General features: G+C 69.2%; 29 protein-coding genes and 1 tRNA gene. 11 read left to right on the plus strand and 19 right to left on the minus strand.

All coding sequences use genetic code 11. The features are described from left to right. Nucleotide 1: 1 nt before the first annotated feature. The 6 genes from JNB61_RS20460 to JNB61_RS04280 all read right to left on the minus strand — a co-directional run bounded on the left by JNB61_RS20460 (nt 2) and on the right by JNB61_RS04280 (nt 2,287). A complete protein-coding gene (locus tag JNB61_RS20460; RefSeq protein WP_308291202.1) occupies nt 2-292 on the minus strand; it encodes a PhzF family phenazine biosynthesis protein in 291 nt (96 codons plus the stop codon). Between the two features lie 250 nt (nt 293-542). Then, nucleotides 543-968 (minus strand): NAD(+)--rifampin ADP-ribosyltransferase, encoded by a 426-nt coding sequence (gene arr, locus JNB61_RS04260; protein ID WP_220288670.1) that lies wholly within the window; start codon nt 966-968, stop codon nt 543-545. Between the two features lie 122 nt (nt 969-1,090). After that, nucleotides 1,091-1,300, minus strand: a complete 210-nt coding sequence (locus JNB61_RS04265; RefSeq protein WP_220288669.1) for a hypothetical protein — start codon at nt 1,298-1,300, stop codon at nt 1,091-1,093. Between the two features lie 161 nt (nt 1,301-1,461). After that, on the minus strand, nt 1,462-1,743 hold the full coding sequence (locus JNB61_RS04270; protein ID WP_220288668.1) for a hypothetical protein: 282 nt from the start codon (nt 1,741-1,743) through the stop codon (nt 1,462-1,464). A gap of 146 nt (nt 1,744-1,889) precedes the next feature. Next, nucleotides 1,890-2,051, minus strand: coding sequence for a hypothetical protein (locus JNB61_RS04275; protein ID WP_220338846.1), 162 nt, complete (start codon nt 2,049-2,051; stop codon nt 1,890-1,892). Beyond that, nucleotides 2,048-2,287 carry a glutaredoxin domain-containing protein gene (locus tag JNB61_RS04280; RefSeq protein ID WP_220288666.1) on the minus strand — a complete coding sequence of 80 codons (240 nt, stop codon included), beginning with the start codon at nt 2,285-2,287 and terminating at the stop codon, nt 2,048-2,050. Before JNB61_RS04280 ends, JNB61_RS04275 begins: the two co-directional genes overlap by 4 nt. 348 nt (nt 2,288-2,635) lie before the next feature. Between JNB61_RS04280 and JNB61_RS04285 the strand changes: the two genes are divergently transcribed. From JNB61_RS04285 to JNB61_RS04295, 3 genes are read left to right on the plus strand one after another with little or no spacing between them, the layout of a single operon-like run. After that, nucleotides 2,636-2,890: a hypothetical protein gene (locus JNB61_RS04285; protein WP_220288665.1), complete on the plus strand. Its 255-nt coding sequence runs from the start codon at nt 2,636-2,638 to the stop codon at nt 2,888-2,890. Continuing rightward, nucleotides 2,887-3,882: a zeta toxin family protein gene (locus JNB61_RS04290; RefSeq protein WP_220288664.1), complete on the plus strand. Its 996-nt coding sequence runs from the start codon at nt 2,887-2,889 to the stop codon at nt 3,880-3,882. The genes JNB61_RS04285 and JNB61_RS04290 overlap by 4 nt, the downstream gene beginning before the upstream one ends. Next, entirely contained in the window at nt 3,879-4,460 is a 582-nt protein-coding gene (locus JNB61_RS04295) for a recombinase family protein (protein WP_220288663.1), read from the plus strand. The genes JNB61_RS04290 and JNB61_RS04295 overlap by 4 nt, the downstream gene beginning before the upstream one ends. Here JNB61_RS04295 and JNB61_RS04300 read toward each other — a convergent pair. The 5 genes from JNB61_RS04300 to JNB61_RS04320 are packed head-to-tail and all read right to left on the minus strand — an operon-like array spanning nt 4,457 to nt 7,611. Next, nucleotides 4,457-5,038: a hypothetical protein gene (locus tag JNB61_RS04300; RefSeq protein ID WP_220288662.1), complete on the minus strand. Its 582-nt coding sequence runs from the start codon at nt 5,036-5,038 to the stop codon at nt 4,457-4,459. The genes JNB61_RS04295 and JNB61_RS04300 overlap by 4 nt on opposite strands. A 29-nt stretch (nt 5,039-5,067) precedes the next feature. After that, nucleotides 5,068-5,370, minus strand: a complete 303-nt coding sequence (locus tag JNB61_RS04305; RefSeq protein ID WP_220288661.1) for a hypothetical protein — start codon at nt 5,368-5,370, stop codon at nt 5,068-5,070. After that, nucleotides 5,367-6,443, minus strand: coding sequence for a hypothetical protein (locus JNB61_RS04310; protein WP_220338847.1), 1,077 nt, complete (start codon nt 6,441-6,443; stop codon nt 5,367-5,369). The genes JNB61_RS04305 and JNB61_RS04310 overlap by 4 nt, the downstream gene beginning before the upstream one ends. After that, the gene (locus JNB61_RS04315; protein WP_220288659.1) at nt 6,440-6,949 is read right to left on the minus strand and encodes a hypothetical protein; all 510 of its coding nucleotides are present in this window, start codon (nt 6,947-6,949) and stop codon (nt 6,440-6,442) included. The genes JNB61_RS04310 and JNB61_RS04315 overlap by 4 nt, the downstream gene beginning before the upstream one ends. 2 nt (nt 6,950-6,951) lie before the next feature. Beyond that, nucleotides 6,952-7,611 carry a ParA family protein gene (locus tag JNB61_RS04320; RefSeq protein WP_220288658.1) on the minus strand — a complete coding sequence of 220 codons (660 nt, stop codon included), beginning with the start codon at nt 7,609-7,611 and terminating at the stop codon, nt 6,952-6,954. A gap of 121 nt (nt 7,612-7,732) precedes the next feature. Here JNB61_RS04320 and JNB61_RS04325 point away from each other — a divergent pair, with 121 nt between their 5' ends. The 3 genes from JNB61_RS04325 to JNB61_RS04335 are packed head-to-tail and all read left to right on the plus strand — an operon-like array spanning nt 7,733 to nt 9,762. Then, the gene (locus JNB61_RS04325; protein ID WP_308289126.1) at nt 7,733-8,323 is read left to right on the plus strand and encodes a hypothetical protein; all 591 of its coding nucleotides are present in this window, start codon (nt 7,733-7,735) and stop codon (nt 8,321-8,323) included. After that, nucleotides 8,320-8,538, plus strand: coding sequence for a helix-turn-helix domain-containing protein (locus JNB61_RS04330; RefSeq protein WP_220288657.1), 219 nt, complete (start codon nt 8,320-8,322; stop codon nt 8,536-8,538). The genes JNB61_RS04325 and JNB61_RS04330 overlap by 4 nt, the downstream gene beginning before the upstream one ends. Nucleotides 8,539-8,544: 6 nt before the next feature. Next, nucleotides 8,545-9,762, plus strand: a complete 1,218-nt coding sequence (locus JNB61_RS04335; RefSeq protein ID WP_220288656.1) for a tyrosine-type recombinase/integrase — start codon at nt 8,545-8,547, stop codon at nt 9,760-9,762. A gap of 293 nt (nt 9,763-10,055) precedes the next feature. Here JNB61_RS04335 and JNB61_RS04340 read toward each other — a convergent pair. The 3 genes from JNB61_RS04340 to JNB61_RS04350 all read right to left on the minus strand — a co-directional run bounded on the left by JNB61_RS04340 (nt 10,056) and on the right by JNB61_RS04350 (nt 11,297). Then, nucleotides 10,056-10,128 (minus strand) — tRNA-Arg (locus JNB61_RS04340). Nucleotides 10,129-10,240: 112 nt separating this feature from the next. Further along, nucleotides 10,241-10,633, minus strand: coding sequence for an MmcQ/YjbR family DNA-binding protein (locus JNB61_RS04345; protein WP_308289125.1), 393 nt, complete (start codon nt 10,631-10,633; stop codon nt 10,241-10,243). Nucleotides 10,634-10,667: 34 nt separating this feature from the next. Beyond that, complete coding sequence (locus JNB61_RS04350) at nt 10,668-11,297, minus strand: asparagine synthase (RefSeq protein WP_220288655.1); 630 nt, start codon at nt 11,295-11,297, stop codon at nt 10,668-10,670. Nucleotides 11,298-11,398: 101 nt separating this feature from the next. Here JNB61_RS04350 and JNB61_RS04355 point away from each other — a divergent pair, with 101 nt between their 5' ends. Both JNB61_RS04355 and JNB61_RS04360 read left to right on the plus strand, forming a co-directional pair. Next, on the plus strand, nt 11,399-12,247 hold the full coding sequence (locus tag JNB61_RS04355) for an SDR family NAD(P)-dependent oxidoreductase (RefSeq protein WP_220338848.1): 849 nt from the start codon (nt 11,399-11,401) through the stop codon (nt 12,245-12,247). Nucleotides 12,248-12,421: 174 nt separating this feature from the next. After that, complete coding sequence (locus JNB61_RS04360; RefSeq protein WP_159841977.1) at nt 12,422-12,619, plus strand: hypothetical protein; 198 nt, start codon at nt 12,422-12,424, stop codon at nt 12,617-12,619. A gap of 69 nt (nt 12,620-12,688) precedes the next feature. Here JNB61_RS04360 and JNB61_RS04365 read toward each other — a convergent pair whose 3' ends face one another. From JNB61_RS04365 to JNB61_RS04385, 5 genes are all read right to left on the minus strand, one after another. Further along, nucleotides 12,689-13,633, minus strand: a complete 945-nt coding sequence (locus JNB61_RS04365) for an aldose 1-epimerase family protein (protein WP_220338849.1) — start codon at nt 13,631-13,633, stop codon at nt 12,689-12,691. A gap of 155 nt (nt 13,634-13,788) precedes the next feature. After that, entirely contained in the window at nt 13,789-15,300 is a 1,512-nt protein-coding gene (gene araA, locus JNB61_RS04370; RefSeq protein WP_159841974.1) for an L-arabinose isomerase, read from the minus strand. Nucleotides 15,301-15,317: 17 nt separating this feature from the next. Continuing rightward, the gene (locus tag JNB61_RS04375) at nt 15,318-16,940 is read right to left on the minus strand and encodes a xylulokinase (RefSeq protein WP_220339104.1); all 1,623 of its coding nucleotides are present in this window, start codon (nt 16,938-16,940) and stop codon (nt 15,318-15,320) included. Further along, nucleotides 16,940-17,692 (minus strand): L-ribulose-5-phosphate 4-epimerase, encoded by a 753-nt coding sequence (locus JNB61_RS04380; protein WP_220288650.1) that lies wholly within the window; start codon nt 17,690-17,692, stop codon nt 16,940-16,942. The genes JNB61_RS04375 and JNB61_RS04380 overlap by 1 nt, the downstream gene beginning before the upstream one ends. A gap of 107 nt (nt 17,693-17,799) precedes the next feature. Continuing rightward, nucleotides 17,800-18,795, minus strand: a complete 996-nt coding sequence (locus JNB61_RS04385) for a LacI family DNA-binding transcriptional regulator (RefSeq protein WP_220338850.1) — start codon at nt 18,793-18,795, stop codon at nt 17,800-17,802. Between the two features lie 279 nt (nt 18,796-19,074). Between JNB61_RS04385 and JNB61_RS04390 the strand changes: the two genes are divergently transcribed. The 3 genes from JNB61_RS04390 to JNB61_RS04400 all read left to right on the plus strand — a co-directional run bounded on the left by JNB61_RS04390 (nt 19,075) and on the right by JNB61_RS04400 (nt 22,757). Continuing rightward, complete coding sequence (locus JNB61_RS04390) at nt 19,075-20,061, plus strand: ABC transporter substrate-binding protein (RefSeq protein WP_159841967.1); 987 nt, start codon at nt 19,075-19,077, stop codon at nt 20,059-20,061. A gap of 114 nt (nt 20,062-20,175) precedes the next feature. Continuing rightward, the gene (locus JNB61_RS04395) at nt 20,176-21,711 is read left to right on the plus strand and encodes a sugar ABC transporter ATP-binding protein (protein WP_220338851.1); all 1,536 of its coding nucleotides are present in this window, start codon (nt 20,176-20,178) and stop codon (nt 21,709-21,711) included. Next, a complete protein-coding gene (locus tag JNB61_RS04400; RefSeq protein ID WP_220288647.1) occupies nt 21,708-22,757 on the plus strand; it encodes an ABC transporter permease in 1,050 nt (349 codons plus the stop codon). The genes JNB61_RS04395 and JNB61_RS04400 overlap by 4 nt, the downstream gene beginning before the upstream one ends. Nucleotides 22,758-22,763: the final 6 nt, after the last annotated feature.

Below are 22,763 nucleotides of genomic sequence, written 5' to 3' on the forward strand. Positions count from 1 at the left end.
ACTACACCTGGCGTGGCTGGGATACCACCGGCATCGGCCACGCGCGCGCCGTTCCCAACGTGGGGTGACCCGCGAAGGGGAGCTCGGTGTTGAGGCTGAAGATCCGTACCCGGTAGTCCGCATCGGGCACGGTCGAAGGGAGCACGAAGGTGCATTCCGACAGGTTCGTCCACACCGAGAACCGTCGCATCGCCTCAACCGTCAAGCCATCCGCGTCGAGCACCACAGCCATGGGATTGCCGTCGTTGGAGCCCAGTCCGAAGACATCGACCTGCCGGAACACGCGTCGCACAACCGCATCCATCTCCTGATCGTGCCTCCTGCGTGTGGACCTGTCGACAGACCACTTGGCACGCCGCGGACCGATGTGCGGGCCAGCGCCCCGAGCGCGACGGCACGTCAGGACCGGCCCGCCGCCTCTCGAGCTACCGATACGGTCTTGAAAACGATCCCGGCCGCCCGCAGATGCCGTTCGAGCGTGTCGACCCCGACGATCCCGCTCCGAGCGCGGAACGCCGACCAGCCATTGAAAACGCGCGGTGCTAATTGATGATCTCGGCCCCGCTGTCGCGCAGCGCAGCCAGCCGAACGCGCCACGACGCGAGGGCCTCGGGTGTCAGCCGGGTCCATTCCGTGATTTCCTCGACGACGATCATGGGTGCGCTGGTCCGGTAGGAACGCGTGGGGTTGCCCGGGAACCTCTTGTCCGTGACGTTCGGGTCGTTCTCGAAGGCTCCGGTCGGCTCGACGAGATAGACGTGCGGCTCCGCTTCGGCGGGTCCCAGCATCGCCGCGATCTCGGCGGCCAGGCCCGCGCCGTCCCGAAGGGCGGTGAAGTACACGTGGTTCATGATGACCTCGGGCCTGTAGTTCGATCGGCGCCCAGCGACGAGCCGGTCTCCGGCGGCGAGATTGGCACGCGTGCCGTGAAAGAACGGGCCGTCGTCGAGTGAAGCATTGCCGCTCATCGCGCAATTGTCGCACCAAGCAAGCTTGCGGATCGCGGCTGCACGGGTGCGTCACCTCAGTGAGCACCGCCCGCTTGTGGTGGGCGATGGGTGAGCAGTTCGGGACTCTGATCGACGACACTTCAGCTCGCCTGTGGAGGTCCCTGGGATAACGCCTGTCGGATCCTCCAGACAGGGAAGCCGCTGAGCTGCGCAATCAGGTCGACGTCGAACTCGTGCTCGAAGTAGGCCACCCGCACCGCCCGGATGCGCGACGGGTTGTCACCGAAAGCAAGTGTGAACTCGGTGGCGTAGCGTTCCCAGACGCTCACCTCATACCCCGGTGCCGTCACGATGCATTCACCTCATCCCGGGTCTGACTCTCAGGAGTGGTCGCGGTGCTGATGCGATGCTAGGAGACCGTTGTTAACGCCAGGAGACGAGGAGATTCCGGGAAAGCTCGCTACGCACGGTGTGCATCACTCCGGGGGATGGCCCGCCCGGGCTGCACGGTTCACACCGGAGTGACCAGGGAAATCGGGTCCGGTATAGACCGAGTCGTGGTCGCGTCCGGTCGCCGCAGGCCTTGAGCGGTGCGGAGCACATCGTCCCGCGATGCATACCAGCTGGGGCGCATGCCGAGCCCTAGCCAGATTGCCTCGTAGCCGCCGTCGACTCGTTCGACGTAGGCAACCAGACGTGCCGCGTCGTGCTCGTCAATGTTGGTGTCGCACAGTCGCCACGCTGATTCGTCGAGCGGTTCGAACACCAGATTCTGTTGATCGACAGTGATCATCTGAACCTCCGAACCAACAATGCGCCCTCGCCGCGCGCTTCACCAGCCCTTGACCGATCTTCGTGGATGACGTTCGGTTGCGCCCCAGCAATCCGCCGCACCTTGGTATGGAACCTGCCTTGGTCACCGCGTCGGGGTTGTTGTGGTTAACCTGGCGCTTCCGGCAGATGGCGGTTGCAGGCCTGGAAGTACCAGTAGTCCGCGTCGGCTTCGGCGCGGAGCCAGGCTTCCTCGAGGTAGGCGAGCTGTGCGTGCAGCGAGTGGGCTTCGTGTGCGGCTTCAAGCCAAAGGTCGATGAGCGTGGTCATGATCGGGCGATCCGGTCGATGTGGTCGGGGCGGAACCCGCTCCAGTGGTCGTGTTCGTCAACGACCACCACGGGAGCCTCGGTGTAGCCGAGTTCGTCGACCACGTACTCGCGTGCGGTGGGCTGTTCACGGATGTCGACCTCGACGAAGGCCACGCCTCTGCGGGTCAGGATGTCTTTGGTGAGCTTGCAGCGTTGGCAGCCGGGTCCGGTGGTGTAGACGGTCACGGTGTTCATGACATTTCCTTCCTTCGTGTTGTTTGCCGGTGAAGGCACGAAGTGCCTGTCAGGGAGCGCGACGTGGAGTGCAACCCGGAGGGCGGAGGGGGAGAGAGTTTCGGCGCGAAATAAGGGAGCGCAGCGACCGCGTGCCGAAAGTCTCAGAGGAGCCGGCAGCGAAGCTGCTTGCGCGCAGCGGCGCCGACCGTAGACTGCCGCAGGCTTCACGGCGAACAACGCCCGCGGCAGCGGGCTGACAGGTACTGCCAGCCGCCCGCGGCTGACCAATGGAGTTCCGAGCGGTTCGCGAAAAGAGGTGTCACACCCTTTTTGGGGACTCGGTACGATGGGCCGCGAGGAGGGTCGATGCCCGGAGCGACCTCGCCATGGCGAGTCAACGATGTGGTCACATACGACTGGATGCGCCACAACGCCACCGCACTCACCGCACTGCTGATCGCTATTGCCCGCGCCGGTGGCGACGAGGCGGAGCAGGCCCGGGTCGAGTTGGCGGAGTGGCGTCGCGAGGTGGAGATGGTGGACGGGTTCGACCGGGCCGGAGTGATCGCGCTCGCGGACCGCATCGACCGTCGGATCCGTGAGCTTGAGGGGCCGCAGTGAGCACCCCGATCGTGGACAACGCGGTTCGCGACGAGATCCTGCGACGCGACATCCTGCCGCTGTACTTCCCCGGGAACGCTTCGAGCGCGGCTCCGACGTTCACGCTGCTCGCCGGGCAGCCCGGCGCCGGTCGAGGTCGCGTCGCGCGACGTGAGGGAGGCGACGGCGACGCCGCGGTCGTGAACGCCGATGACCTGCGCGCTTTCCACCCCGGTTTCCTTGCCCAAGGGAGTGCGGCGTCGGCGGAGGTCGCGCAGGCGGTGGCGGGGTGGGTGGCCGGGAGCATCCGGCACGCCCGTGAGCATCATCGGTCGCTGGTGCTGGAAGGGTCGTTCGGCAATGTGGCCGCCGCGGCCGGCACCGCACAACGGTTCACCGCGGAGGGGTTCACCACCCGGCTGGTCGTGGTGGGTTCGACGCGCGCGCAGAGCCTCCTGTCGGTGACATCCGGATATCTGCGGGATATGCAGGCGCGGCGCCCGGGGGTGGTGACCGACCGGGCGGCGCATGATGAGGCGTTCGCCGCCACCCGCCGGCTGGTGGCGTCGGTGGAAGAGTCCGGGTGGGTGGACCGGGTGACCGTCGTCGCCCGCGACGGCCGCACGGTGTTCGACGGGGCCCGCACCGAGACCGGGCTCGCGGGGGCGCAGGCGGCACTAGTGGGGGCACAGTCGGCCCGGATGGCTCGGTTCGATGCAACGCAGTGGTTGAGTGAACTGCACCACGTCACCGACTACGCCACCGGGTTGAGGGCGATGCCAGACGGAGTGGGTGAGCTGCTCGTGGACCTGCATGAGACGGCGCTGCGGGACGTGATCCCGCAGCTGCACATCCCCGCGGGCGGGAAGTTCGCGACCGCGATCGAACAGAAGACCGTCGCCGCTCTCGTCGCCCTCCGCCCGACCCTCACCCCGACCGTGGGGCCGATCGACATCGCCGCGCCGGTGATCGCGGCACCGGGGGGTCCGGAGCGTGGGGGCGTGTCACGGTGACTCGTCTGGTTGGGTATACCCGCCAGCTTGCCCCCGACCTGGACCCCGCCCCCGACGTCGCCGCGTTGACCGCGGTCGGGGTGGTGCAGGTGTTCGTGGACGACCAGACCACGGACCCCCGCAAACGGCCCGCATTGACCGCATGCCTGGCGTTCCTCGAGGCCGGCGATGTGCTGGTGGTCCCGAGTGCGGCACACCTGTCGCATGCCGTCACCCACTTCGTCAGCACCGTGGCCGCGCTGACGGCGCGAGGTGTCGAGTTCCGGTCGTTGACCGAGCCGGCGCTGTGCACGGGTGTGGGCAATGCGGTGGATCCCGCCGAGGTGGTCGCGGCGGAGGAAGGGTTGCGGCGCCGGCTGGTGAGTCTGCGCACCCGGGCGGGGATGGCGTCCGCGGCCGCCGCCGGGAAGCGACCCGGCCGGCCGACGGTGATGACGCCGGAGAAGGTGGCGATGGCGGTCGAGCTGCGCAATCTGGATCGGCCGATCACTCACATCGCGAGGGTGCTGGGGGTGAGCGCCAACTCGGTGCAGCGCGCCCTCGCTCCACTCCCCCGGCACTTCGACCCTGCGGGTTAGCGGCCCACGCCCGGCAGGCGGGCGTGGCGGTCGCGGTTGAGCCAGCTCCGGACTGTCTCCCCGTGGGCGTGGTCGTCGTCCCAGTCAGGGTCGGTCAGCGCCCCGCGGTGCATCAGCCTTGCCGCGGTGCGGGTGTGCCTGCCAGCGTCGAGCACCTCCGCGAGAGCTTCGGCTTCGGGGAATTGCAGGCTGCAGACCAGCTGGTCGTCGTGGCCGGCGAGTCGCTGATCGAGGATGTCGGCGAGCCGGTCGATGGTCTCTTCGAGCCGGTCCCACGCGACGATGCGGTCCGGCTGCGGTCCCGCAGTGCGGCTCGGGGATGTCGTTGTCGTGTTCATGATGGTTGCCTCGTTCGTGACTTCGTCAGGCCAGGGCGGCAGGGAGGGGGATGCGGCCAGTCCGGCCGCGAGCACGGCGACGACCGCAGCACAGACCACGGCGGCGCCGACGGTCCGCGCGGCGCGGAGCGGATGCCCGCGGATGAGTTGGGCGGCGGCGGCGGGGAGCAGCAGCACGACGAGGGTGGAGCCGATCGCGGTGGTCGCGAGCAGTGGGATGAGGGGGGTGGGGATGTTCATGGCGGTTCCCTTCCGAGGTGCACCGGTGGTTAGAGGTTGTCGAAGGAGTTGTCGCCGCTGAGGGCGGCGAGGTGGCGGATGAAGGCCCGTCGGTCCGCGGTCGGGGTGGTGATCAGCGTCTGAACGGTGGCGCGCAGGTCGGTGAGCTGGTCGTTGGGGAGCCCGGCAAGGGGGGCGAGGCACCAGTCGAGGTCTTCGGCGATGGTCCAGCCGGGTTCGTCCGCCTCCTTGTTGGGGTGCCAGGTGAAGGTGCAGATCGCGACCCGGTACAGGGCGGCCTCGGCGGCGGCAGGGTCGAGCATGAGCGGTTCTCCGGTCGGGGTGGTGGTCATCGGTTCATTCCCATCGTGGTGTTCGGGTTCAGCATCGGGTGCGGCGCGGCGGGGTCGGGGTCGAGGTGATGGCGCCGCCGCGGGGGGTCGCGATGTCGCAACTGGTCGTTGACCTGTTTTCCGATCGCGTCCAACCGGGCGTTCTCTACGGCGTCCCGTTGCTCGCGGCGTGCCGCTCGTTCCTGGGCGGCGAGGTGCCGGCGGGCTTCGGCGAGTAGTTGGCGGCTCGCAAGGCTGCCGTCGGTGGCGAGGGCGTGTTCGATCCGCGTGCGTTTGCTGTCCCGTTCGAACGCCGCCACCAACTCCGGCGGCGTCCCCTGCAATTCGTCAACGGCCGGGCCCGGCTTTCGGCGCATCGCGGCGATCTCCTCCGGTGTCCGTGCCCGGGCGAAGAACGCGTCGGCCGCGGCGGTGTTCGCGCGGCGCTCCGCAGCTGGGGTGGTCCGGATCCGGCGGGGTGGAAGTCCTGCGGCGACGCGGCGCTTCTCGCGCTCCTTCCACGCCCGGTTGCCCGCGAGCACTTTCTCCCGGTTGGCGGCGTAGTAGGCGCGCTTCTTCGCCTTGAGCTCCTCGGAGTGGGCGGCGTAGTAGGCGCGCGCCTGGGCGCGTTTCGGTTCCGGGTTCTCTCGGTGCTGGGCCCGGAGCTTCGCGTTGTACTCGTCCTTGTGCGTCTCCCACCAGCGCCGCTGCGCCTTCGCGCGCATCGCCCGATACGCCTCCGGGTCCTCGGCTCTCTTGCGCGCCTGCCACTGCCGGGTGTACTCGCGATGCTCGGCCTTGTGCGCCTGGTAGTACTTCTTGGACGAGACCTTTCTCGACTCCTTCCGGCGCCGCTCGGCAGCCTTCCGGGCGGTGTCTCGCCTGCTGTACTCGCGCTTCTGCGCGAGCATCTCCTCGCGATGCTCCGCGTCATAAGCGGCCCGGTACGCGCGGATGTGCTCCTGATTCCGCTCCCGCCACGCCCGCTTCCCCGCACTGATCCGCTCCGCGTTGCGCTCCCGATAGACGCGACGTGCCTCCTTCTTTCGTTCCGCGGCGGAGCGATCCTCCTCACCATCGAGCCCGGCGCTCATGCGGAGTCCTCCGTCCGAGCGAGGACAGCGGGCCCCGAACTGCCGAAGTCAGGAACCTCCGAACGCCCGAAGTCCGCAGGCGCCGGTGCACCGCCCGTGAGCACTCCCGCACCGCCGCCGGTCACCGCCGTCGACGCCACAGCGGCGCCCCGTCCGGAAGGTCCGGAGTCCGGGAGTACCGGAGCCGCAGAGTTCGGAAGCGCCGAAGTCACGGAGTTGCGGAGTTCGTCCTCGGTCGAGCCACGCAGCCGATCAGCGTGGGCGAGGAGCAGATCGATCGCGACACGAATCAGCGTGTTCTCCGTGATCCGCTCCGCCTTGAACCGCCGGCGCCGCATCACCGCATCCGCCAGGGTCGACAGCGCGGTGGCCTGATCGTCACGGATTCGGGCGTCCTTGCGGGTCAGTTGGGCGAACATCGGGACCGGACCCTTGCCAGGCGGGGTCTCCGCGGCGACGCGGGCGCGGGCGTCGCTCAGCCTGTCGGCGAGATCGACTCTGGCCATCGTCACCACGCTCCCGCGGGTGCCGGTGCCAGCAGTTGCTCGAGCTCCCGGGCGATGGCGGCGATGTCCGCGATCGGCCCTTCGGTGCGCCGGTTTCGCCGCAGGCTCGTGACCAGCTGACCCAGCACCGGGGCATCCAACTGCACCTTGTACTGCCGCAGGTGCGCCTCCAGCCGCGGGACACCCAGCTCACAGTCCAGCAGCCGCTGCCACGTCTCCAATTGGTTCGGCACGCGCGGGTCGATCCGGTTCAGCAGCACCCCGTGACGCAGGTGGCGCGGTTCGATCAGCCGGCTGAGCGTGCGGAGGGTGGGCTCGACCGCGAGCGGCTCAGGGGTCACGGGTATGAGCGCGAAGTCAGCAGCATCCAGCACCGTCTCCAACACGGCGGTGTCCTCGAGGCTGCCGGGGGTATCCACCAGCACCACCTCGTAGTCCGCGCCCAGTTCCCGCAGTCGGCTCAGCATGTTCGGGTGCTGGCTGCCCGCGAAATCGAACGGCAGCCCATCCCGGACGTTCTCCGCCCACCACACGGTCGACTGCTGCCGGTCCACATCCACCACCAGCACCCGATGCCGCCGCGACAGCTCCGCGCCCACCTGCATCGCAACGGTGGTCTTCCCGACCCCGCCCTTCTGATTCGCTATCGCGATCACCCGCATGACGGACCTCCGAGCTTCGAAACCGTGGAATTCAAAATTCCTTTGGCATTAGTAGACCGCTTAGTCGTATAGTTAGCAAGAGGCTTCGTGGAATGCCGATGCGGTTAGGCAAACTAAGGGGGTGAAGGTCGACGTGAAGACACTCGATGGCGAAGAAATGACGGGGCGCGCAGCCACGCAGCCAATCGGGTCCGCATTGCGCATTGCCCCGGCGTTCGTCGCGACGACACGCGATGAGCACGCCGGCGTCGAGACCACCATCGAGGCGATGTATAGCGCTGACCGAGGTCGCTACGTGATCACCACGATCCTCAATCGGGCGATCAGCGACGAGTTCAGCGACTACCGGCTACGCCACACCGCCCCGCAGGCGATCCTGCAGACGGCGATCCCGCGCTGCATCACGGTCAAGCTCGAGGACGGACCGAACGAGCGCTGGCTCACCGTGTCAGACCTGACGTCATCCGCGGACGGACGCATCATCCCGCCATGGATGGCCGCGGCCGTCGTCAAGCGCGGCGTCAAGGACGAACGGTGGGACGTCATCGAGATCCTGTATGGCACGGCCGCGCTTGCGGACGGGTCGCCGGTGAAGCTGATCTCCTTGGAGCTGGATGTGCCCGAACGCACCGCGCAGGACTGGATCCGCAGCGCCCGTGCGGCAGGGCGCCTGGAAGGGCTGGAATCGAATGTGGGTCGACCGCGCACGTGACCACCGTCACGGCGACCGGGCAGACTGTCGTCGCCGTTGACCACGTCACCGCGGCCGCCGCGCTCGGACTGAGCCCGTCCCGGCTGCGCCACCATGTTCGCCTCGGCGACATCACCCCGCATTTCTCCGGCAGCAAACCGCTCTATCTGGTCACCGACCTCGAACGCTTCATCGAGCAACTCCCCACCCACCCGGAGCATCTTCCGTCGGCGTAACCCCAGATGCCCAAGCGCAGAGACCACGGGCAGGGCGGCCTGTACTACCTGAAGAGTCGCGACCTCTGGCGCGGCGTCGTCGATGACGGATTCAAGCCCGACGGCAGCAGACGACAGCGGTACGTCCACGCCAAGACCCGCGAAGAGTGCGTCAAGAAACTCCGCAAGCTCATGCAGCAGCTCGCCGAGCACGGCCAACCGCTCGACCACCGCACCCGCGTCACCGACCTCGCCGACAGCTGGCTCGAAGAAGCCGGCGACCGGCTGAAGCCGAAGACGATGCAGGGTTACCGCTCCCACCTGGCCACCAGCATCATCCCCATCCTCGGAAAGCGGGTCGTCGCCGAGCTCCTTCCCACCGACGTACGGCGACTGCACAGCGCGATCTTCGCCCGCGGGGTCGGCCCCGCCTCCGTCGCCGGCGCACACCGGACACTCTCCGCGATGCTCGGCTACGCCGTCGAGAACGGGATGATCAACCGCAATGTCGCGGAGGCCGTCGACCTGCCCAAACAAGCGCCCGCCGCGCGAGACTCACTCACCCGGCATGAGGCAGCGGCACTCATCGCTCTCGGAGATCCGAGGTGGAATCTTCCCCTTCTCTCCGGTGCACGCGACGGCGAGATGCGCGGCCTTCGACACAACGACCTCGACCTGGACCACAACCTCGCCCACGTCTCCTGGAACCTCGTCGAAGTCACGTCACTGCACGGCTGCGGCGGAACCTGCGGCTTCAAGGTCGCAGGACGATGCCCGCAGCGCATCCTCGACATCGCCCCCAGCCTCGAATACGAGTTGCTCGAAGGTCGCTGGGCGCTCGTACGCCCCAAGTCCTACAAGCCTCGCGTCGCGCCGCTCACCCCGGAGGTCTCCTCGGCGCTGCGGGAACACCTCGAGAAGGACGGCAACCCGAACCCTCACCACCTCGTGTGGCATCGCCCTACCGGGAAGCCACTGACGAACGAGGACAGCAACGCCGCATTCCGAGCCGCGCTTGCCGCTGCCGGGATCAAGCGTCCCGCGACCACACACTGGCTCCGACACACCTACACGACCATGGCTGAGCACGCGGGCATCCCCTGGGTCGTGTACGCCGGCATCTCCGGTCACGGGTCCGAGGACATCTCGCGGAAGTACACGCACCAACTCGAGCAAGAAGCACGCGCCGGCATCGCAACACTCGCCAGCTACCTGAACCCGCCCCGGCCCGACACTCGCGACTGAATCCCCGCTGCACACCACCTGTGCGGACGTAGAGCGCTTCGCTTCCGCCGCACAGGCGTGTCTCCGCCAAACGAGCTGTCAGAGATGTCCCGATGCAGAACTGTCAGTCCTGTCCTGATACATCCCCGCACGACGGTTCCGCGGCCTCGATCTAGTGCACACATAGGTGCACACATACGTGTGGTGTGCTGTGACGCCATGTGGCGTCCTCGCCACTCCGGCCGTCAGGCGCAGAAACAAGAAAAGCGCCGGTAAACCGGCGCTTTTCTCAAGGTTACTGTCTCAACACAGTGCGCGCCCGAAGGGACTCGAACCCCTAACCTTCTGATCCGTAGTCAGATGCTCTATCCATTGAGCTACGGGCGCATGTTGCTCGCTCTCGCGCACAACGTCGTCAAGAATACCTGACGGATGCGCGCCGCGCGAATCGGCGGACGGATGCTGGATTCCCGGGCGTGTCCGCACTCGGCGGGCTCTCCTATGCGCCGTCGAGAGCACGCAGCTGCCGTTGCAGCGCGACCTGCCGGTACGAGGTGTCGATGAGCTCGGCGAGGAGCTCCCAGTCACCGGCATCCGGTTCCACGCGTAGCGCAAGCCAGCCGTACGCCCCCTCGTAGGCCGGCACGAAGACGTCGTCGCGTTCGAGAAGCGCCGGACGCTCCAGCTCGTCGGGGATGAACTCGACCGCACCGATGTCGTCGTGGGCGGCGCCGACGATCGCGAACTGGCGCCTGCCCGCGCGAAAGGTGGAACGCCCGTGCGCGAGGACCTCGGTGGCCTCGGGGTACGGCAGGCAGATCTCCCGCACCCGCCTGGTCAGCGGGTGATCCACCGGGAAGCGCATCGGATGCGGTGCAGCGTCGTCGACCACGGCTCGAGGCTACGCCTCCCGACGGGTGCCGTCGTCAGGACTCGAGCTCGCTGATGTCGATGCCGGAGACGCGCGGCGAGTGCGCTGCGGGCGCGGCCGGGGGCGCAGCATCCGTCTCGACATCATCGTGATGGCGCTTATGTGCGGCGAGGCGCGGGAGGTCGACGAGGCGGATCGACTGCATGCGGGCGGCGCGCATGCGGTCATAATCGGGATCGAGCTCGGGGCGCATGCCCTCGACGCGCAGGCGGCGCTGCAGGTTCGCCTCGACGTCGCCCCATGCGGCGTCGCGGGACTGCTCGATGAAGGTGCGCACGACGTGCGGGTCGTCCGCCATGCGCCTCAGGGCCGTCGCCACGCCGGCGTACTGGCGTCCGCGCCGACGGAGATTGCGGGTGTCACGGTCGCGGTAGTCGTGCGTGCCGTCGGGGTCGGTGAACTTGCCCCAGGCCTTCTTGCGCTGACGCTTGACGAGCGCAGCGGCCTGCTCCTGCTCGTCCGCGAGCGCCAGGAGCGTCTCACGGGCGAACGGCGTGAAGGCGACCACATCGAAGTGCTCGTCGTGCGCGATCGTCTCGACGAGGATGCGGTTGCGGATCGCGAGGCGCGCTGCGGCGGACGCGATGGACACTCCTTCGGCGATCGCCTCTGCGGTCTTGCCCATCGAACCTCCCCTCAAAGGCTAGCGTCCGTCGAGCACTCCCGAGTCAGCCAGAATCGTATGCGCGGCTCGTCGATGGCGACGGCCGGATCGAGAGGCATCACATGGTGAAGCAGCGGCCCCTGGATGTGCGCGGGCGCACCACCGTCATCACCGGAGCGGCCGCGGGGATGGGCGCTGACGTCGCCCGGCAGCTCGCCGCGCGCGGGGCGCGCATCGCCCTCCTCGACCGCAACGCCGAGGGGCTCGCCGCCGTGGCTGCGACCCTCCAGGGCACCGGGCACACCACGCACGTGATCGACCTCACCGATGACGACGCCGTCACTGGAGTCGTGGCGGAGGTCGAGGCATCCCATGGCCACATCCAGGCGCTGGTGACCTGCGCCGGATCTTCCATGCTCGGCGACATCGACCAGGTGACGATGGCGGAGATGCGCTGGCTCATGGACGTGAACCTGTGGGGCACCGTGAACGTCACGCGAGCGCTGCTGCCGGCGCTGCGGCGCGAGCCGGCCGCGCACATCACCCACCTCGTGTCGATCTACGGGCTCGCGGCCCCGGCCGGACGCATCCCCTATGCGATGAGCAAGTTCGCGGTGCGCGGATTCACCGAGTCACTGCGGCACGAGCTCGAGCGCTCGACGATCACCGTCGGCGCGGTGTACCCCGCGGGCGTGAAGACCGGAATCATCCTGCACGGCCGGTACGCGGCAGCCATCGACCCGGCGGTCGCGCAGCGCGCGGCGGCCGCGCAGGCCGCGATGTACCACACGGAGCCCGCCGACGCCGCGGCGCGCATCGTCGAAGCGACCGTCCGCCGTCGCCCGCGCACGATGATCGGCCGCGAGGCGCGCGTGGTCGATCTGCTCGCGCGCGTCACGCCGACGCACTACTGGGCGCCGATGCGCCGTCCGCTCCGCGACGCCATCGACACCACCACCCCGGTGCGCTGACGCCCCCGCGCCCGCGGAGGGCGCCCTCTTCATGCGCAGCGCCCGGCCCGGGCGGGTCCCTGTACCGCGGGCGGCAGCATCCGTATACCAAGCGTCGCGGACCGAATCAAGCCACTGCACCGGTCTGCGCCTCGCGCGTACCGTCGGTGTCATCCCTCATGAGAGGAGAGATCGATGGGATTCATGGACGACGCGAAGGAGACGGCCAAGGCCGTCGGCGAGAAGATCCAGGACGCGTGGGAAGACACCACCGATCGGGTCGGGGACAAGGTCGACGAGATGAAGGCCGATGCCGAAGTCAAGAAGGCCGAAGCGGAGCGCGACTCGGTGAAGACGCGCAACGACATCAAAGAAGACCTGCGCGACAGCTGATCCGCAGAACGATGAAAGCGGAGCCGACCGGGGGGCCGGCTCCGCTTTCGCTGTGCTGGTGCGGAAGACTCAGCCGATCGCGGCGATGCGCCAGGAGGCGGTGACGGATGCCTCGGGCTCGATGACGATGAGCCCCGTGTCGTAGTCGTACGACGCGGCGTTGAATGCGTCGGGCGCACACGTCATGGGCTCGACGGCGAGGCCCAGGCGGCTCTGGGCGGCGTCGGGCTTGTCGGCCGTGTGGATCTGGACCCACGGGCACGCGGCATCCCACGACATCTCCACACCGGAACCGGCGCTATCGGTCACCCGCACCGTCGCGACGCCGTCGGCGTCGCGCAGCAGCCCCGAGTACGCGTGGTCGATCTCGGCGGCGCCGATCGCGCGCGGCGAGCGGAAGTCGAAGCGCTGCGGGTCGTCGGCGTCCACCGCTACGAGACCGGTCGGGATGAGGCGGTCGGGCGTGACCGCGAGCACCTGGGCGGCGGGCAGCTCGAGCGTCCAGCCGTCGACGCGGCCCTCGCCGGCGACGAGGTACGGGTGCGGGCCGGTGCCCCAGGGGGTGGGCTCGCCCGAATCGTTGTGCGCCGTCACCGACTGCGTGAGGCCGTCCGGGCCGAGCGAGAACGTCGTCGTGACCACGAGGCGCCACGGGAAGAACGTCTGCGGCTGGATGACGGCGGCGAGCGTCACGTGGTCGGGGCCCTTGTCGATCGCCTCGAAGTCGAGCCAGGTCGCCAGGCCATGCAGCGCGTGCGAGCGCGCGGGCTCCGTGAGCGGCAGCTGGAAGTCCCGGCCGCCGAACGAGTAGCGCCCGTCGACGACGCGGTTCGGCCAAGGAGCGAGGGTCGCGCCGCGGTGCGCGGGGCGCACCTCGTCGGCCTCGAACGGCACGACGAGGTTGCGGCCCCGATAGGTGAGCGAGCGGAGCGTCGCGCCGACGCTCGCGATGACGGCCTCGTAGTCGCCGGCGCGCAGGGCGTGCTGGGTTCCGGATGCGGGGGGACGTGCCATGTGAGGCTCCTTGGGGGATCGGGGATGCCGCCAACCAGAGTAGCGGCGCGGTTCGGGGCGCCTCGAACCAACGGATTCGGACCGAGACCGAGGGCGATGACCCGGGTTTCGGCGGAATTCCCCGGTCTCGCCGAGACCGGGGAATCCGGCTGGGGCTACAGGCCCTGCGCGAGGCGGTAGTAGGCCTGGTTCCAGCGCAGCTCCCTCTGGAAGCCGCGCACCGTGGTGTCGTCGTCGATCACGACGAGCTCGGTGCCGGCGATGTCGGCGAAGTCGCGGAACACCTCGATGCCGACAGCCGTCGTCATCACGGTGTGGTGCGCCGCACCTGCGGCGAGCCAGCACGCGGCGCTGGTCGCGAAGTCGGGCGCCGGCTTCCACACCGCGCGGCCGACGGGCAGCTTCGGCAGATCGGGCGCGTCGATGTTCTCGACGACGTTGGCGACCAGGCGGAAGCGGTCGCGCATGTCGCTCATCGCGACGACCAGCGCGGGGCCGGGGTCGGCGGTGAAGACCAGGCGCACCGGGTCGTCCTTGCCGCCGATGCCGAGCGGGTGGACCTCGAGGCGCGGCTTGGCCGTGGTCAGCGACGGCGATACCTCGAGCATGTGCGCACCGAGGATCTTCTCGTCGCCCGCGACCAGGTCGTAGGTGTAGTCCTCCATGAGGCTCGCGCCGCCGGGCAGGCCCGCGCCCATCACGTTGGCGACGCGGACGAGGATCGCGGTCTTCCAGTCGCCCTCGGCACCGAAGCCGTAACCCTCCGCCATCAGGCGCTGCACGGCGAGGCCCGGCAGCTGCTTCAGCGCGCCGAGGTCCTCGAACGAGGTCGTGAAGGCGCCGAAGCCGCCCTCCTCGAGGAAGGAGCGCAGGCCGAGCTCGATCGCCGCGCCGTCGCGCAGCGACTGGTGGCGGTCGCCGTCGGGCAGCAGCTCGGGCGCCACGTCGTACGAGTCGAGGTACACCTGCACGAGCGCGTCGACGTCTTCCTCGGATGCCGCCTCCACGGCGGCGACGAGCTCGTTCACGCCCCACGTGTTGACCTGCACGCCGAACCGCAGCTCGGCCTCGGTCTTGTCGCCCTCGGTGACCGCGACGTAGCGCATGTTGTCGCCGAAGCGCGCGAGCTTGAGCGAACGGGATGCCGCCCACCCCGCGGCCGCGCGCTGCCAGTCCTCGACCTGCTGCCGCACCGCGGGGTTCGACACGTGACCGACGACCGTCTTGCGGGCGACGCCCAGGCGGGTCTGGATGTACCCGAACTCGCGGTCGCCGTGCGCCGCCTGGTTCAGGTTCATGAAGTCGAAGTCGATGTCGGCCCACGGCAGCTCGACGTTCGCCTGCGTGTGCAGGTGCAGCAGCGGCTTCTGAAGCGCATCGAGGCCCGCGATCCACATCTTCGCGGGGCTGAACGTGTGCATCCAGGCGACGACGCCGATCACGTCGTCGCGGGCGTTCACGTCGAGGGCCAGACGGCGGATCGAGTCGGAGTCCTTGAGGACCGGCTTCCACACGACCTTGACGGGAAGGCCTTCCAGTCCGGCCGCGACGGCCTGGGACTGCTCGGCGACCTGGCGGAGGGTCTCCTCGCCGTACAGCGTCTGGCTGCCGGTGACGAACCAGATCTCGTAGGCGTCGAGCGAGGTGGACAGAGGTGTGCGGGTCATTGTGGGTCCTTCGTGAGTCAGAGGGCGGAGACGGCGGCGGCTTCGACGGCGAGGCCGGCGCGATAGCGGTCGAGGTAGGCGGCGAAGCCCGCGACATCGGCGGGGTCGGGCTCGGCGGTCGCGACGGCCGCTCCGGCGAAGACACGTTCGTCGAGATAGGCGGCGAGGGGGATCACGGATGCTGCGGCCGACGCATCCGTCTCCGCGACACTCCGCGCGTACGCGGCGAGCACCGCGATGCCCCACGCACCGCCTTCGGAGGCGGTGTCTCCGACCGAGACCGGTGCGCCGAGCGCGCCGGCGAGGAAACGCTGCGCGACCCCCGCGGTGCGGAACATGCCGCCGTGCGCGAACATGCGGTCGAGCCCCACGCCCTCCTCGTCGAGCACGCTCATGCCGAGGGCGAGCGTGCCGAACACACCGTAGAGCTGTGCGCGCATCGCGTTCGCGAGCGTGAGGCGGCTGTCGGGCGTGCGCACGAAGAGCGGCCGTCCCTCGGTGAGCCCGGCGATCGGCTCGCCGGCGAGGTGGTTGTAGGCGAGCAGCCCGCCGCCGTCGGCCTCGCCGTCGAGCGCCTCGCGGAACAGGGTCTCGTAGACGGCGTCGTCGGAGAGCGGGGTTCCGGACGCCTCGGCGAACCGCGCGAACATGCCGGTCCACGCCGCGAGCTCGCTCGCGCCGTTGTTGCAGTGCACCATTGCGACCGTGTCGCCTACCGGGGTCGTGACGAGGTCGAGCTCGTGGTGCACCTCGGCGAGCGGGCGCTCGAGCACGACCATCGCGAAGATGCTGGTGCCGGCGCTGACGTTGCCGGTGCGGGGTGCGACGGCGTTGGTCGCGACCATGCCGGTGCCCGCGTCGCCCTCGGGAGCGCAGAACGGGATGCCGGGCCGCAGAGCGCCGGAGCCGTCGAGCAGCGCTGCGCCCTCAGCCGTGAGCACGCCCGCGGACGCACCCGCGACGAGCGATTCGGGCAGGAGGTCGGCCACGTGCGCGACCGGCAGCCGGCCGGCGGCCAGCGCGTCGTAGCGCGCGAGGAGGTCGGCGTCGTAGTCGTGCGTGGTCGGGTCGATCGGGAACATACCCGACGCGTCGCCGACGCCGAGCACCTTCTCGCCTGTCAGCTTCCAGTGGACGTAGCCGGCGAGCGTCGTGACGAAGCGGAGGCCGGGCACGTGGGCCTCGCCGTCGAGCACGACCTGGTGCAGGTGCGCGATCGACCAGCGCAGCGGGATGTTCACCCCGAACGCCTCGGTGAGCTCTGCCGCGGCGGCGCCCGTGTTGGTGTTGCGCCACGTGCGGAAGGGCGCGAGCAGCTCGCCCGCCTCGTCGAAGGCGAGATAGCCGTGCATCATCGCCGAGACGCCGATCACCCCGAACGTGTCGGGCGTCACGCCGTGGCGCTGCTGCGCGTCGGCGATGAGGTCGGCGTACGCGGCCTGCAGCCCCGACCACACGTCGTCGAGCGCGTAGGTCCACAGGCCGCCCTCGAACCGGTTCTCCCACGCGTGCGAGCCGACGGCGAGCACGGTCGCCGGGTCGTCGGCGTCGACGAGGCACGCCTTGATGCGCGTCGACCCCAGCTCGATGCCGAGCGCGGTGCGGCCTTCGCGGACCGCCCGGGCCGCAGCATCCGCCATCATCGCCCGTTCTCCTCGTCGCGGCGCTCGTCGGTCGACTGCCCGTACACGTTCTGGTACCGGTCGTAGAGGCTGTCGATCGCATGCTGCGGGATCGGGATGAGAGGACCGGCCTCACGCGCGTAATGCACGGTGCGGGCGACGTCCTCGACCATGACGGCGGCCTTCACCGCGTCCTTGGCGGAGACGCCGATCGTGAAGGGGCCGTGATTCTGCATCAGCACGGCGCGGGAGCGGTGACCCGTGAGCGTCTCGACGATGCCGCGGCCGATCGAGTCGTCGCCGATGATCGCGAACGGACCCACCGGGATCGGCCCGCCGAACTCGTCGGCCATCGCCGTGATGACGCACGGGATCTCCTCGCCGCGCGCGGCCCACGCGACGGCGAAGGTGGAGTGGGTGTGCACCACTCCCCCGACCTCGGGCATGTTCCGGTACACGTAGGCGTGCGCCGCGGTGTCGCTCGACGGGCTCCGCTCGCTGCCGAGGCTCCCGGGGATCACGTTGCCGTCCAGGTCGCAGAGGATCATGTTCTCGGCAGCGAGGTCGTCGTAGCTCACGCCGCTCGGCTTGATCACGAAGAGGTCGGCACCGGGCACGCGTCCTGAGACGTTGCCGCCGGTCCAGACGATCAGGTTGTAGCGGACGAGCTCGGCGTGGAGCTTGGCGACATCGGCGCGGACGGCGGCGATGGATGCCTCGACCTCGGGGCTGAACGTCGGAGCCGGCGTCGCCGGTTCGGGGCTGGTCACGGGGTCCTCCGTCGGGTCTCGTGTGAAAAGGTCGGGCGAATCAGGCCTCGGCGCGACCATGTTACCGGTAACAACATCGGTTCGCACCGCGGGTTTCTCAGTTGCCGTCAGTCCGGGGGCGCGGTAGAGGCCCGCACGACGAGCCGTGGCGGTGCCGGGACGGATGCCGCTTCCCCGAGCACCTCGGCGACCGCTCGGCGCGCCTCGCCCCCGAGGTCGAGACCCACCGTGGTGAGCGCGGGCCGGTAGTACGCGGCATCCGGGTTGTCGTCGAAGCCCACGATGCTGACGTCGCCCGGCACGTCGAGTCCCCCCTCGCGCAGGCCCGCGATGAGACCCAGCGCCATCTGATCGTTGGCGACGGCCACGGCAGTGGGCCCGTCCGAGGCACGCACGGCGGCCGCGATGTCGGGCGCGAGGGCCGCGCCGGCAGCGGCGGTCCAGTCTCCGGCCCAATGCGGGGCGGACTCGATGCCGCCCTCGGCGAGCGCCCGCAGCATCCCGCGCTCCCGGGACTGCGCCTCGAGCCACTCCTCGGGTCCGGCGACCCGGCCGATGCGACGGTGCCCGAGCTCGATGAGGTGCGCGACCGCCAGCGCAGCCCCCGCCTCCTGCCGCTGCGCACCGGGACCCGTGTGCAACGCCGTGATGGCGATGCCCGGATGCGCCTCCATGAGCGCCGGGAGCGTCGTCGCGTGCGGCGCGAGAACGATGAGCCCGTCGACGCCCTGGCCGAGGAGCCGGTCGGCCGCGTCGTGGACGGATGCCTCGGCCGAGGCATCCGCGTACGCCGTCGCGATCCACCGCCCGGCGTCGCGCGCCGCGGCCTCCAGGGCCGCGATGCCGACCGCAGGGCCGTACAGCGTCGCGTCGGAGGCGATGACACCGAGCGTGCGGGTCGTGCGGGTGCCGAGCGTGCGCGCGGCGTTGTTGACGCGGTAGCCGAGATCGGCGATGGCGCGCAGCACGCGGTCACGGGTCTCGGGTCGGATGTTCGGGTGCTCGTTGATCACCCGCGACACGGTCTGCGTGGACACGCCCGCCGCGCGCGCGACGTCGCGCACCCCGACACGGGACGCGGCACGGTGCTGCGGCTCGCTCATCGCGCTCACCCTATCCACCAACAGCCGGCGTCACCGACCGGCGTCCGCCCGCGCCCATATCGGTCATGCGGCCGATTGTGATCCCTCACTATTGGCGCATTCGCGGCCGAAATGGTGCATCACCGATCCTTGGAACGCCTCGCGTTACAGAACTGTTACCGCTAACATCTTGCCTGAGCACGGAATGTGAGGGCTAACATTCCATCGTCCGGTCGTACCGCAGCGGCCGGATACACCGAGCCGGCAGCGATGCCGGACCAGAACGAGGAGGTTTTGGAAATGCAGAAGAAGACGCTTCTCGCCGGGTTCGCGCTCCTGGGGGCCCTCGCCCTCACCGCGACCGGCTGCGCCGGAACGAGCACCGACGCCGGCGACGGCGATGGGGGCGACGACGTCGTCACCGTCGGGTTCGCACAGACCGGGTCGGAGTCGGGGTGGCGCTCGGCGAACACCGAGTCGATGAAGGAGGCGTTCTCGGCCGAGAACGGGTTCGACCTGATCTTCAACGCGGCCGACAACGACACCGCGGCCCAGATCGCCGCCGTGCGCGACTTCATCAACCAGGGCGTCGACGCGATCGTCATCGCTCCCATCGTCGAAGACGGCTGGGACGACGTGCTCCAGGAGGCAGCGGATGCCGGCATCCCGGTCATCCTCGAAGACCGCACCGTGTCGGCGTCGGACGACCTCTACGCCAGCTGGGTGGGCCTGGACTTCAAGAAGGAGGGTGTGATGGCCGGCGAGTGGGCGGCCGAGACCTTCGCCGACACCCCGACCAAGATGGTGGTGCTCGAGGGAACGACCGGCTCCGCGCCGGCGAACGACCGCGCCGAGGGCTTCGACGAGGCCATCGAGGGCACCGCGATCGAGAAGATCGACTCCCAGACGGGCGACTTCACCCGCGACGGCGGCAAGACCGTCATGGAGGGCTTCCTGCAGAAGTACGGGGTCGACGGGATCGACCTGGTCTATGCCCACAACGACGACATGGCGCTCGGAGCGATCGAGGCGATCGAGGCCGCCGGCGCCGAGCCGGGCGTCGACATCCAGATCGTGTCGATCGACGCGGTCAAGGACGGAATGCAGGCGCTCGTCGACGGCAAGATCAACTTCATCGTCGAGTGCAACCCGCTGCTGGGCGAGCTGGCTGCGGGCCTCGTCACCGACGTCCTCGCCGGCAAGGACGTGGAGAAGGAGGTCTACGTCGAGGACCAGACCTTCACCCAGGAGCAGGCCGCAGAGGTCATCGACAGCCGCCCGTACTGATCGTCACGCAACCGATCCTGTATCAAGGTAGGTCGAAAGCACACCGCCGGGAGACCGCCGAGGTCTCCCGGCGGATGTGCCGACGATGAAGCCCGGAAAGGCAGCTGAGTCACCATGTCCGCGGACACCGCAGTCCCGCCGGTCGTCGAGATGACCGGGATCACCATCCGATTCCCCGGCGTGCTCGCCCTCGACCACGTCGATTTCACCCTCCGCCCCGGCGAGGTCCACTCGCTCATGGGCGAGAACGGTGCCGGAAAGTCCACCCTCATCAAGGCGCTCACCGGCGTGTACCCGATCGACGCCGGGCAGATCGTCGTGAGCGGGAGCGCGCGGCGCTTCGCCGGCACGGCCGACGCGCAGGCCGCCGGCATCTCGACCGTGTACCAGGAGGTCAACCTCTGCGGAAACCTCTCGGTCGGGGAGAACGTCATGCTCGGCCACGAGCCCCGCACCGCCAGGGGGATCGATTGGAAGGAAGCGCACCGACTGGCCGACGCGCACCTGCAGAGCCTCGGCCTCGCCATCGACACGCGGTCCATGCTCTCGAGCCATTCGATCGCGATCCAGCAGCTCATCGCGATCGGGCGGGCCATGGTCCTCGACGCGAAGGTGCTGATCCTCGACGAGCCCACGTCGAGCCTCGATCGCGGCGAGGTCGAGCAGCTCTTCGGCGTCGTGCGCGACCTGCGCGACAAGGGGGTCGCCATCCTCTTCGTGAGCCACTTCCTCGACCAGATCTACGAGATATCCGACCGCATCACGGTGCTGCGCAACGGCCGGCTCGTCGGCGAGTACCTGGTGCGCGATCTTCCGCGCGGCGAGCTCGTCACGAAGATGATCGGTCGCGAGCTGGATGAGCTCACGGCCCTCGCCTCCGTCGCCGACCGATCCATCGATCGCAGCGGCGTACCGGTGCTGCGCGCGAGCGGCGTCGGCAGACGCGGCATGCTCGAGCCGGTCGATCTCGAGGTCTACGACGGCGAAGTCGTCGGCGTCGCCGGACTGCTCGGCTCGGGTCGCACCGAGCTGGTCCGCCTGCTGTACGGCGCCGACCGCGCTGAGACGGGCGACATCGAGGTGTCCGGCCGGCCGGCCAGGCACTCCTCCCCGCGGCGGGCGATCGAGAACAGGATCGCCTTCTCGTCCGAGAACCGCCGTGCCGAGGGCATCATCGCCGACCTGACCGTCGCCGAGAACATCGTGCTCGGCATCCAGGCCCGCCGCGGCGCCATGCGCCGCATCGCCAAGGCCGAGGCGGACGCCCTCGTCGCCGAATACATCGCGGCGCTCGGAGTCCGCCCCGCCGACCCGACGATGCTCGCCGGGAACCTCTCGGGCGGCAACCAGCAGAAGGTTCTGCTCGCCCGGTGGCTCGCCACCGCTCCCGAGCTGATCGTGCTCGACGAGCCGACTCGCGGGATCGATGTCGGCGCGAAGGCGGACATCCAGCGAAAGGTCGCCGAACTGAGCGCCCAGGGCCTCTCCGTCATCTTCATCTCATCCGAGCTGGAGGAGGTGCTGCGGATCGCGCAGCGGATCGTGGTGATGCGCGACCGCCGCAAGATCGGTGAACTGGACTCGAGCGACGTCGATCTCGACGGCCTCATCGACTACATCGCCAACCAACCCGAGGAGAGTGCGGCATGAAAGCGCTCATGAGGCATCGGCTGTTCTGGCCGGTCGTCGCCCTGCTCGCTCTGATCGCGATCAACACCATCGCCCGTCCGCAGTTCATCGTCGTGACGCTGCGCAACGGCGAGCTGTACGGGGCGCTCATCGACATCCTCCGCAACAGCGCCCCGCTCATGCTCGTCGCCCTCGGCATGACGATCGTCATCGCCACCCGCGGCATCGACCTCTCGGTCGGGGCGATCATGGCCGTCTCGGGTGCCGTCGCGCTCACCATCATCGACGGCTCACCCGACCCCGGCAATCTCGGCACGGTCGGCGTCGCTCTGCTGGTGGCTCTCGCGGTGTCGCTCGTGCTCGGCGTCTGGAACGGCTTCCTGGTCGCCGTGGTGGGGATCCAGCCGATCATCGCGACACTCGTGCTCATGCTCGCCGGTCGCGGCGTGGCCCTGCTGATCACCGAGGGCTTCATCACGACGGTCAACAGCGAGCCGTATGAATTCATCGCCACGGGATACCTGATCGCGCTGCCCTTCGCCCTGCTCATCTGGGTGATCGCTGCCGTCGTGATCGCCCTGCTCGAACGGCGCACGGCGCTGGGAATGCTCACCGAGGCCGTCGGCATCAACCCGGAGGCCAGCCGCCTCGCCGGGGTGCGGGCCCGAGGCATCGTCTTCGGGGCCTACGCCGCGAGCGGACTGCTCGCCGGGATAGCGGGCATCATCTACAGCTCCAACATCCGCGCCGCCGACGCGAACGCCGCCGGCCTGTTCATCGAGCTCTACGCGATCCTCGCCGTCGTCCTGGGCGGCACCTCCCTCATGGGAGGGAAGTTCACCATCGCCGGCACGGTCATCGGCGTGCTCACGATCCAGACCCTGGAGGCGACCATCCTGTTCCTCGGCGTGCCTTCAGCGCAGAGTCCCGTGTTCTTCGCGATCGTCGTCGTCGTCGTGGTGCTCGTCCAGTCGCCTCGGCTGCACCGCTGGGCCCGGAGTGCCGTCGGCGCGGCGCGAGCGCGAAGCCGGTCCGACGTCGACACCCGGACGGGGGTGGCATCGTGACCAAGA

Origin of the sequence: Microbacterium ureisolvens (assembly GCF_019511645.1) — a bacterium.
Taxonomy (GTDB): Bacteria; Actinomycetota; Actinomycetes; order Actinomycetales; family Microbacteriaceae; genus Microbacterium; species Microbacterium ureisolvens_A.

Coding starts and splice junctions, on each gene's coding strand:
- arr (WP_220288670.1), bottom strand. CDS start 968: ATGAGCGGCAATGCTTCACTCGACGACGGCCCGTTCTTTCACGGCACG.
- JNB61_RS04270 (WP_220288668.1), bottom strand. CDS start 1,743: ATGATCACTGTCGATCAACAGAATCTGGTGTTCGAACCGCTCGACGAA.
- JNB61_RS04275 (WP_220338846.1), bottom strand. CDS start 2,051: ATGACCACGCTCATCGACCTTTGGCTTGAAGCCGCACACGAAGCCCAC.
- JNB61_RS04280 (WP_220288666.1), bottom strand. CDS start 2,287: ATGAACACCGTGACCGTCTACACCACCGGACCCGGCTGCCAACGCTGC.
- JNB61_RS04285 (WP_220288665.1), top strand. CDS start 2,636: ATGCCCGGAGCGACCTCGCCATGGCGAGTCAACGATGTGGTCACATAC.
- JNB61_RS04300 (WP_220288662.1), bottom strand. CDS start 5,038: ATGAACATCCCCACCCCCCTCATCCCACTGCTCGCGACCACCGCGATC.
- JNB61_RS04305 (WP_220288661.1), bottom strand. CDS start 5,370: ATGACCACCACCCCGACCGGAGAACCGCTCATGCTCGACCCTGCCGCC.
- JNB61_RS04310 (WP_220338847.1), bottom strand. CDS start 6,443: ATGAGCGCCGGGCTCGATGGTGAGGAGGATCGCTCCGCCGCGGAACGA.
- JNB61_RS04315 (WP_220288659.1), bottom strand. CDS start 6,949: ATGGCCAGAGTCGATCTCGCCGACAGGCTGAGCGACGCCCGCGCCCGC.
- JNB61_RS04320 (WP_220288658.1), bottom strand. CDS start 7,611: ATGCGGGTGATCGCGATAGCGAATCAGAAGGGCGGGGTCGGGAAGACC.
- JNB61_RS04335 (WP_220288656.1), top strand. CDS start 8,545: ATGCCCAAGCGCAGAGACCACGGGCAGGGCGGCCTGTACTACCTGAAG.
- JNB61_RS04350 (WP_220288655.1), bottom strand. CDS start 11,297: ATGGGCAAGACCGCAGAGGCGATCGCCGAAGGAGTGTCCATCGCGTCC.
- JNB61_RS04355 (WP_220338848.1), top strand. CDS start 11,399: ATGGTGAAGCAGCGGCCCCTGGATGTGCGCGGGCGCACCACCGTCATC.
- JNB61_RS04360 (WP_159841977.1), top strand. CDS start 12,422: ATGGGATTCATGGACGACGCGAAGGAGACGGCCAAGGCCGTCGGCGAG.
- JNB61_RS04365 (WP_220338849.1), bottom strand. CDS start 13,633: ATGGCACGTCCCCCCGCATCCGGAACCCAGCACGCCCTGCGCGCCGGC.
- araA (WP_159841974.1), bottom strand. CDS start 15,300: ATGACCCGCACACCTCTGTCCACCTCGCTCGACGCCTACGAGATCTGG.
- JNB61_RS04375 (WP_220339104.1), bottom strand. CDS start 16,940: ATGGCGGATGCTGCGGCCCGGGCGGTCCGCGAAGGCCGCACCGCGCTC.
- JNB61_RS04385 (WP_220338850.1), bottom strand. CDS start 18,795: ATGAGCGAGCCGCAGCACCGTGCCGCGTCCCGTGTCGGGGTGCGCGAC.
- JNB61_RS04390 (WP_159841967.1), top strand. CDS start 19,075: ATGCAGAAGAAGACGCTTCTCGCCGGGTTCGCGCTCCTGGGGGCCCTC.
- JNB61_RS04395 (WP_220338851.1), top strand. CDS start 20,176: ATGTCCGCGGACACCGCAGTCCCGCCGGTCGTCGAGATGACCGGGATC.
- JNB61_RS04400 (WP_220288647.1), top strand. CDS start 21,708: ATGAAAGCGCTCATGAGGCATCGGCTGTTCTGGCCGGTCGTCGCCCTG.